11 protein-coding genes are annotated in these 7,984 nt (G+C 60.0%); 2 read left to right on the top strand and 9 right to left on the bottom strand.

Going from position 1 to position 7,984, the window contains the following annotated elements; genetic code table 11:
• Positions 1-5: 5 nt before the first annotated feature.
• Positions 6-752 (bottom strand): class II aldolase and adducin N-terminal domain-containing protein, encoded by a 747-nt coding sequence (locus JWS10_RS12210; protein ID WP_299507771.1) that lies wholly within the window; start codon positions 750-752, stop codon positions 6-8.
• Positions 749-1,681, bottom strand: a complete 933-nt coding sequence (locus tag JWS10_RS12215) for an alpha/beta hydrolase (RefSeq protein WP_299507774.1) — start codon at positions 1,679-1,681, stop codon at positions 749-751. The genes JWS10_RS12210 and JWS10_RS12215 overlap by 4 nt, the downstream gene beginning before the upstream one ends.
• 193 nt (positions 1,682-1,874) lie before the next feature.
• Between JWS10_RS12215 and JWS10_RS12220 the strand changes: the two genes are divergently transcribed.
• The gene (locus JWS10_RS12220) at positions 1,875-2,309 is read left to right on the top strand and encodes a hypothetical protein (RefSeq protein ID WP_299474461.1); all 435 of its coding nucleotides are present in this window, start codon (positions 1,875-1,877) and stop codon (positions 2,307-2,309) included.
• Positions 2,310-2,421: 112 nt separating this feature from the next.
• On the opposite strand, the gene JWS10_RS12225 is transcribed toward JWS10_RS12220, so the two are convergent.
• The 6 genes from JWS10_RS12225 to rsgA form a co-directional block, all read right to left on the bottom strand.
• Complete coding sequence (locus tag JWS10_RS12225) at positions 2,422-2,628, bottom strand: cold-shock protein (RefSeq protein WP_054005237.1); 207 nt, start codon at positions 2,626-2,628, stop codon at positions 2,422-2,424.
• A gap of 163 nt (positions 2,629-2,791) precedes the next feature.
• Positions 2,792-2,992 carry a hypothetical protein gene (locus tag JWS10_RS12230; RefSeq protein ID WP_299474454.1) on the bottom strand — a complete coding sequence of 67 codons (201 nt, stop codon included), beginning with the start codon at positions 2,990-2,992 and terminating at the stop codon, positions 2,792-2,794.
• A gap of 110 nt (positions 2,993-3,102) precedes the next feature.
• On the bottom strand, positions 3,103-3,693 hold the full coding sequence (gene recR / locus JWS10_RS12235; protein WP_299474451.1) for a recombination mediator RecR: 591 nt from the start codon (positions 3,691-3,693) through the stop codon (positions 3,103-3,105).
• 9 nt (positions 3,694-3,702) lie between these two features.
• A complete protein-coding gene (locus tag JWS10_RS12240) occupies positions 3,703-4,047 on the bottom strand; it encodes a YbaB/EbfC family nucleoid-associated protein (protein ID WP_299474448.1) in 345 nt (114 codons plus the stop codon).
• A 9-nt stretch (positions 4,048-4,056) separates the two neighbouring features.
• Positions 4,057-5,811, bottom strand: coding sequence for a DNA polymerase III subunit gamma/tau (locus JWS10_RS12245; RefSeq protein WP_299507777.1), 1,755 nt, complete (start codon positions 5,809-5,811; stop codon positions 4,057-4,059).
• Positions 5,812-5,984: 173 nt separating this feature from the next.
• Positions 5,985-7,001, bottom strand: a complete 1,017-nt coding sequence (gene rsgA, locus JWS10_RS12250) for a ribosome small subunit-dependent GTPase A (protein WP_299474443.1) — start codon at positions 6,999-7,001, stop codon at positions 5,985-5,987.
• Positions 7,002-7,122: 121 nt separating this feature from the next.
• On the opposite strand from rsgA, the gene mog reads away from it, so the two are divergent.
• Entirely contained in the window at positions 7,123-7,653 is a 531-nt protein-coding gene (gene mog, locus JWS10_RS12255) for a molybdopterin adenylyltransferase (protein WP_299507781.1), read from the top strand.
• On the opposite strand, the gene JWS10_RS12260 is transcribed toward mog, so the two are convergent.
• Positions 7,650-7,984, bottom strand: a 335-nt coding sequence (locus JWS10_RS12260) for a DUF4864 domain-containing protein (protein ID WP_299507785.1), incomplete at its 5' end; no start/stop codon positions are given. The genes mog and JWS10_RS12260 overlap by 4 nt on opposite strands.

Here is a 7,984-nt window from a genome sequence, read left to right on the forward strand (position 1 = left end):
CCAGTCTAGCTGGCGTAAGTCGCACCTTCTTCATCCAGCAAAGCCTTGATTTCACGCAAATGCGCGTCGGCATAACCCGGATAGCTGTCCCATTCGCTCGCGGTTTTCTCGGCCACCGCATCCGACAAAATCCGCAGCTCGCGCCCCGTTTGCAGCGCACGAATATACGTCTCCGCCGCCCGCTCAAAGTAAGTCAAACGGTTGAAGGCATCGGCAACGCTTTGGCCAATAATCAGCACGCCATGGTTGCCCATGATCATCGTAGTAATCTTTGGATCGGCCAAAAGCTGCACACAACGCGCGGCTTCTTCCTCAAACGCCATGCCGCCGTAATCGGCATCGACCACCTGACGGCCAAAGAACATCGCGGAGTTTTGGTCGATTGGCGGCAGATAGCTGTCAGCCAAACTCGCCAAAACCGTCGCATGAATCGAATGCACATGCATCACGCAGCGGGCGTGGGGCAGGGCGCGGTGGATGCTGCCATGCAGGCCCCAAGCCGTCGGGTCAGGCGCATCCGGGCGGTTCATTGTGGAGGGATCATTGGCGTCAATTTCCAACAGGCTCGACGCGGTGATCCGACCGAAATGCCGCATATTCGGGTTCATCAGAAACTTGGTGCCCTCGGCGTTCACCGCAAGGCTGAAGTGGTTCGACACCGCTTCATGCAGGTTCAGCTTGACGCACCAACGAAAAGCCGCAGCCATATCAATGCGTTCAGCCCAGTTGGTAATATTGGCATGTGCGTTCATTTAATCTCTCCATAGGGCCAGGCACCTTTGGCCAAGGCGCTGATTGCGTTACATATATCGGTAAAAGACGCGGCTGCGCGCGGCACCGTGGCCCTTGCGCGCAGATAGCCATGCACCATGCCGGGAGCGGTGAAGGCAATGGCGTTGCCTCCAGCGGCGCGGATGGCGTTGGCATAATCCAGTGCATCATCGGCGAGCGGATCACATTCCGCAGCGATTGCCACAGTAGGCGGCAGGTCGCTGAAATCGTTATCCTGCAAGGGCGCGACGGTCGGATCGCCCTGCACCTCTGTCCCCCCATGCCGGATGCCCGCATAAAATTCTACATCCGCGAGCGTCAGCATCGGTGCGAAAGCGTGGGTCAGATAGCTCCCCTTGCTGCGATCACCGCCCAAACCGGGATAGATCAGCACTTGCCCCAAAATCCGCGCATCGCCGCGTAAGGCGTGACTGATTGCTGCCGCCAGATTGCCGCCCGCCGAGTCGCCAGCCAGTACCAACTTCCCCGGCAATGCCCGCACCACTGCACAGGCATCATCGAACGCCGCCGAATGCTGATGCTCCGGCGACAAACGATAACCGACCGCCACCACCTGCAAGCCCGTCGCGGCACAAATATCGGCGCAAACGTCGTCATGGCTGTGCAAACCACCGACCACATGCCCGCCGCCGTGTAGATAAACCACTGTCGGTCCCGGCTGTGAGATAGCCCCGGCATAGATCCGGCACGGCACCCCGGCAATGAGATGATCTTTCGCGACCACTCCCGCCGGATATCCGCGATGAAACTTCGCACACATCGCATCATAAATCCGGCGCTGATCGGCGATGGTCAGGCTCGCGGTATCAACCGGATAAGCCGCCTCAGTCTCGCGAATAAACCCCCAAGTATCGGCGTCGATAAGCTTTTGGTAATCTGGCGCGGGCATGATGCAGGAATTCCTAGTGCGAGTGTTCAGATCATGGCGGGCAAATCGGGCGGGTTCAACGCCAAAACGCCAATACCAACGCGCTGCCACAATTCAGCGCAAAATGCCCGAATCCTCGCCTAATTCCGCCGCAACCGACGCTTAGGATCAATTTAGGAAACCACACCACCTGTCACGCTATCGGGGGCAAATCGTGCAAGTCATTCGGTCACTGGAACAAGTTGGCGCATCGCCTGTTGGGTTCGGCATCCGGGTGATGCTGGTCTCCGACGCGGCAGAGGGCGATGTTTTGCCGAACAGGCTTGCCGGTATGGGCGGCAAGGTTGAGATTGCCGACGATCTTTTTGCCGGGCTTGGCGCGGTGATTGACGACCCGGCAGGCTATGGGCTGTGCGTGATTGATTGCGATGTCTTTGGTGGGCTAGAGGCGGGCCGCAAGGCACATGCTTTGCTGGTGGATGTGGCGCGCCGTGTGCCGGTTATTCTGCTGTCGAAAGACTGCTCGACCCAAGAATTTCCTGAACAACGCGGCAAGGCGGTGGTGCTGCGCGCTCCGGCTTCGGGCATTGCGCTGCGGGTTGGCTTTGAACACGCGCTACGCGACCGCTTTGCGACGCGGATGATTTGACAGGACAATCCCTGCCGACCACGCCTTTGACGGCAAACTCAATGTAAAAAGGGCGCCCGACCAGCGCCCCTTTCAAATTTCGTTCAAGCATGAGGTTAGTGACCTCTAGGGTTCACGCCAGCGCCAAATTGGTCGCCGATTCGCGACCATCACGGCCCGCTTCGATATCAAAGGTAACTGGTTGACCATCTTTCAGCGAACGCAAGCCAGCCCGCTCTAATGCTGAAATGTGCACGAACACATCTTTCTTGCCACCTTCCGGCGCAATAAAGCCGAAGCCTTTGGTTTCGTTAAACCATTTCACGGTGCCCTTAGCCATCGTGACGTCTCCTTTAGCAGTGCCGCCCGCGAGATTGCGGCGGCTTGGCGCAGTCAGCTACGTCGAAGCTGTAGCCGAAATCGGAGACAGGAATCGCATAGAGTTAACGTCGCCACTTTAGTTAGAGGCGACTCTGGTTGCAGATCAAGAAAAAATTTGCAGCCTAGGCGTGTTCTGTCCGGTGCGGTGCGGCCAGTTTGCGATGCGGCCGCATGGCCCATCCCAGCAGCGCAAAAGCTGCCGCAGCGCCGATGCCGCTCCACAACCCAAACGCCATCAGCCAGCTTGCATCCAGTGCCACAAGGCTGAACACCGCCGAGAATAATCCCAACATTCCGCCCGCAAGCATAGAAACAACAGCCATAGCGCCCTCCGGTTTTCTGCTGTTGCCAGATAAACCTTGGAATAAGGCGGGAATGCGGCCGAAGCACGGTATGGTTGTGAACTGCCGTTAAAACTGCGTCAAAAGCCGCATCAAAAGTTGCGGCGCGCTCGCAAAGCAGCGCCGATCGTGCCGTCGTCGAGGTAATTCAACTCGCCACCGATTGGCACACCCTGCGCCAGTGAGGTGATCTGCACCCCAAGCCCCGCCAGCGCATCTGCGATATAATGCGCCGTGGTTTGGCCATCGACGGTGGCATTCAGCGCCAAAATCACCTCTGTAGCATCCTGCGCCCGCTCCACCAGTCGGGGAATACCCAACTCATCCGGCCCAATCGCATCCAACGCCGAAAGCGTGCCGCCCAGCACATGATAGCGGCCCTTGAACATCGCCCCGCGCTCCATCGCCCACAGGTCCGAGACATCCTCGACGACGCAAATCTCGCCGTTGGCGCGGGTCTCATCGCTGCAAATCGGGCAAATCTCACTGGTGCCGATGTTGCCGCAAATCACGCAATCCTTCGCGGTCAGAGCCACCGTCGCCATCGCCTGCGCCAACGGAGCCATCAGCGGCCCGCGCTTTTTCAAAAGCGCAAGCACCGCCCGACGTGCCGACCGAGGCCCAAGCCCCGGCAGCCGCGCCATCAGCTCGATCAGCGTTTCAATGTCGCGCGATTGCTCCATGCAATGCGATCAGATCGGCAACTTGAAGTCAGCGGGCAAACCAAGCGCTTGCGTCATCTTTTGCATCTCGACCATGTTGCGCGCCTGACCCTTGTTTTGCGCATCCTTGATCGCGGCGAGGATCAAATCCTCAACCACTTCCTTCTCAGATGCGACCAGGATCGACGGGTCAATATCCAAGCCCGTAACCTCGCCCTTACAGGTCGCGCGCGCCTTCACCAGCCCCGCGCCCGCCTCACCGATCACCACGGTGCGCGCCATTTCCTCTTGCAGCTCGGCCATCTTGCCTTGCATCTGCTGCGCGGCTTTCATCATATTGGCCATGTCGCCAAGCCCGCCCAAACCTTTTAGCATATCAACTCCTTAGTCGTCCTCGAATGGATCAAATTCGTCTTCCACTTCCGGCAAAGCCTCAATCGCGGCACTCGCCGCCATCGCCTCTGCCGTTCTGATTTCACTGATTATCGCGCCCGGAAACGCCAGCATCACCGCCTGCACCAGCGGATTTTCCATCGCCTCGGCGCGCGCCGCATCTGCGTCTGCGTTGCGTTCCTCTGCCAGAGTAGGCGCACCGCCGGTGTTCACCACCGAGACGCCCCAACGCGCCCCGGTCCAACCTTGCAAACGCTGACTTAGCCGCGCCGCGAGATCAGATTTCGCACCCGGAGCAGGTTCAAACTCAATTCGCCCCGGCGAATATTTGGCGAGCTTTACGCCTTCTTCAACCTCGACCAGCAACTGCATATCGCGCTTTTCGCGGATCAATTCAACCACTTGCGCGAAGCTGGCATACACTACCAACTGACTTTCCGCCACGGCGAGCGCCTGCCCAGCCTGACCGCCTTGCATCGTCGGCCCGCGCATCGGTGCGCTCGGCGCCATCCGCAGCGCGCCATGCACCATGCCACCGCCGCCCTGAGCCGGAGCACCACCCGTAGGCCGCGCAGGGGCGCTTTGCGACATTAGTTTTTTCACCAGTGTCTCTGGGTCCGGCAGATCGGCGACATGAGTCAGCCGGATCACCGCCATCTCAGCCGCCATCATCGCGTTCGGGGCCAGCGCCACTTCCTCCAACGCTTTCAACAGCATCTGCCACATACGCGTCAGCACCCGCATCGGCAAAACGCCCGCCATCGCCAGCCCGCGCTCGCGTTCATCCTGCGGCGTCGTCGGATCGTCGGCGGCCTCCGGCGTGATCTTAATCACCGAAACCCAATGGGTAATCTCGGCCAGATCACGCAGCACCGCCATCGGATCAGCGCCATCGGCATATTGGCTGGAAAGCTCTGCCAACGCACCCGACGCATCACCTTTCATAATCAAATCAAACAGATCGAGCACACGGCCGCGATCCGCCAGCCCAAGCATAGCCCGCACCAAATCAGCCGTGGTTTCCCCCGCGCCATTGGAAATCGCCTGATCCAACAGCGACGTCGCATCCCGCGCCGACCCCTCCGCCGCCCGCGCAATCAACGCCAAAGCGCCATCGGTAATTTGCGCGCCCTCGGCATTGGCGATCTTGCGCATCAAGGCCATCTGCACTTCCGGCTCGATACGCTTTAGATCAAACCGCTGGCAGCGCGACAGCACCGTCACCGGAACCTTGCGGATTTCCGTGGTGGCAAAGATGAATTTCACATGCGCCGGAGGTTCCTCCAGCGTCTTCAGCAAAGCGTTGAAGGCGGCATTCGACAGCATATGCACTTCGTCGATGATGTAGATCTTATACCGCGCCGACGCCGCCCGATAATGCACGGAATCAATGACTTCGCGCATGTCATTGACGCCTGTGCGCGAGGCCGCATCCATCTCCATCACGTCAACATGACGGCCCTCGGCAATCGCAATACAAGGCTCACACACGCCACACGGCTCTGTCGTCGGCCCGCCTTTACCATCCGGCCCGACACAATTCAGCCCCTTGGCAATGATCCGCGCCGTGGTGGTTTTGCCGGTGCCGCGAATACCCGTCATCATAAACGCATGCGCAATCCGATCCGCCGCGAAGGCGTTCTTCAGCGTGCGCACCATCGCCTCTTGCCCGACCAGATCGGCGAAGGTCGCGGGACGGTATTTGCGGGCCAGAACCTGATAGGTTTGCGGCGTGGTTTCGGTCATCATGCCTCAAGGAATGTGCGGGCGGATTCGGATGTGCATAACCTAAGCCGCGAGTGCGCAAACGTAAACCAAAGAGGAACAGATGCGGCTGACATCTACAATCTAACTAAAAATTTTGCGTTCATCTGTCCATAAATATCCCGGGGGTTTGGGGGTTGGCCCCCCAATCCACATCACCCCCCCGGACGCCGTTTAGCCGCGGATTTCTTGGTATACTTACCCGCCGCCCGCACCTTAGACACCTGCATTGCTGACGAATTCGCCCGCTCCTCCGCCCCCAGCTTACGCCATGAGTCCAACCGCCGCGCGTCCACCTTGCCAGCTTTGATTGCCGCCTGCACCGCACAGCCCGGCTCGACCGAGTGGGTGCAGTCGCGAAACCGGCAATCCGCCGCGAGATCAATCAGATCGGAGAACAGCACGTCAATGCCATCCGCCACATCGGTCAGCTGCAACTCGCGCACTCCCGGCGTGTCGATCAGCCAACCGCCCGCAGGCAAGGCGAGCAGATAGCGTGAGGTCGTGGTGTGCCGCCCCTTGGCATCATCCTCGCGCACCGGGCCAACTTCCAAAGCGCCACCGGTTAAGCTGTTGGCCAGCGTGGATTTCCCCACCCCGGATGAGCCCAGCAACACCACGGTTTTCCCCGCCCGACACCACGGATCGAGCACACCGAGATCACCCGAAGTTGCGTTCAGCGCCACCACGGCCATCCCCGCCGACAACCCTTTGGCGCGTTCAATGAACGGTGCAGCCTCGGCCATATCCGCCTTTGTCAGCACGATAACCGGAGTAATTCCGGCGGAATGAGCCAGCACCAGATAGCGTTCCAGCCGCGCCTCGTTGAAATCGGCGTTGCAGGATGTCACCACGAACATCGTATCGACATTGGCCGCAATCAGTTGCGCCACCGTCCCGGTTCCCGCCGCGCGGCGCTGCAATAGGCTAACGCGGTCCAGCACCCGGCCAACCCGAGGCCCATCCGCCAGCACCCAATCGCCCACCGCCATTGCAGCCACCGAAAGCGTCGGCGGGCAGAGCAGTTCCACCGCACCGGTTTCCGTCAACGCCTGCACCCGCGCGCGATGCAGTGAACTTAGCCGCGCAGGCACCAGCCCCGCATCTTCTTCGGTGAGTTGATCAGAAAAATGGTCAGACCAGCCCAGATCAGGCAGCGTGAAATCAGGCAAACGGCATCCTTTTTTGGCCCAAAGCGGGCAAAGCGATCTTACCCCCGCGCGGGCCATGCAGCAAGCAGGGGCTTGCACCCGATTGGCCAAACCCGCACCTTACCGCCAAAAGGAACCCCGCATGACCGAAGCTCGCATCGCCATCCTGACCGTGTCTGATCGCGCCTCAAAAGGTGAGTATGAAGACCGTGGCGGCCCTGCTGCCGAGGATTGGTTGCGCCGCACCATCACCTCACCGCTGGAAATCCTGCGCCGCATAACTCCGGATGGCCGCGCCGAAGTCGCCGCCGAACTCCGCGATCTGGCTGACAACTGGCGCGCCGACCTGATCCTCGCGACCGGAGGCACTGGCCCGAGCCCGCGCGACCAGACGCCCGAGGCTATGGCTGACGTCATCAACATGGAACTACCCGGCTTTGGCGAAGCCATGCGCGCGGCCAACGGCAAAGTCGTCGCCACCGCCATCCTATCGCGGCAGTCCGCAGGCGTCCGGGGCAAGACGCTGATCATCACGCTGCCCGGCAGCCCCAACGCCATCGCCACCAGCCTCGAGGCTATCTTCGCCCCCGTGCCTTATTGTCTCGACCTGATCGGCGCGCATTGGATCGACACCGACCCTGCGATCATCAAGGCGCACCGCCCGAAAACCTAAGCCCCAATGCCCTGTTGCGGCAACAACTGCACCGCGTTGATCTGCCAACCTTCCGGCGTCTCGACCATCATGTAATCGAGCAAATGGGTATCCCCCGCGGCATCGGTGATCATCACCCGCTGCCACAGATTGCCCGCCACAGTGCGCAATTCCAGCATCCGCACCGGGCCATGCTGCCAGACCATCGGATAGACCTTTTGCACCATCTCGCTGAAATTATCTTCGGTGACGAAAATGCTTTTGATGGTGGGCGAAGCATAGGTCCACGCCTTGCCAACATCCTTGGCGTTAAAGGCGTCCAACTGCTGCTGAATGGTCTGTTGAATTGGCG

This window comes from Cypionkella sp. (genome assembly GCF_028290025.1).
Classification (GTDB): domain Bacteria; phylum Pseudomonadota; class Alphaproteobacteria; order Rhodobacterales; family Rhodobacteraceae; genus Cypionkella.

What these genes read in the sequence shown, in the direction of transcription:
- JWS10_RS12210 (WP_299507771.1), bottom strand. Translation starts at nt 752, where the DNA reads ATGAACGCACATGCCAATATTACCAACTGGGCTGAACGCATTGATATG.
- JWS10_RS12215 (WP_299507774.1), bottom strand. Translation starts at nt 1,681, where the DNA reads ATGCCCGCGCCAGATTACCAAAAGCTTATCGACGCCGATACTTGGGGG.
- JWS10_RS12225 (WP_054005237.1), bottom strand. Translation starts at nt 2,628, where the DNA reads ATGGCTAAGGGCACCGTGAAATGGTTTAACGAAACCAAAGGCTTCGGC.
- JWS10_RS12230 (WP_299474454.1), bottom strand. Translation starts at nt 2,992, where the DNA reads ATGGCTGTTGTTTCTATGCTTGCGGGCGGAATGTTGGGATTATTCTCG.
- recR (WP_299474451.1), bottom strand. Translation starts at nt 3,693, where the DNA reads ATGGAGCAATCGCGCGACATTGAAACGCTGATCGAGCTGATGGCGCGG.
- JWS10_RS12240 (WP_299474448.1), bottom strand. Translation starts at nt 4,047, where the DNA reads ATGCTAAAAGGTTTGGGCGGGCTTGGCGACATGGCCAATATGATGAAA.
- JWS10_RS12245 (WP_299507777.1), bottom strand. Translation starts at nt 5,811, where the DNA reads ATGACCGAAACCACGCCGCAAACCTATCAGGTTCTGGCCCGCAAATAC.
- mog (WP_299507781.1), top strand. Translation starts at nt 7,123, where the DNA reads ATGACCGAAGCTCGCATCGCCATCCTGACCGTGTCTGATCGCGCCTCA.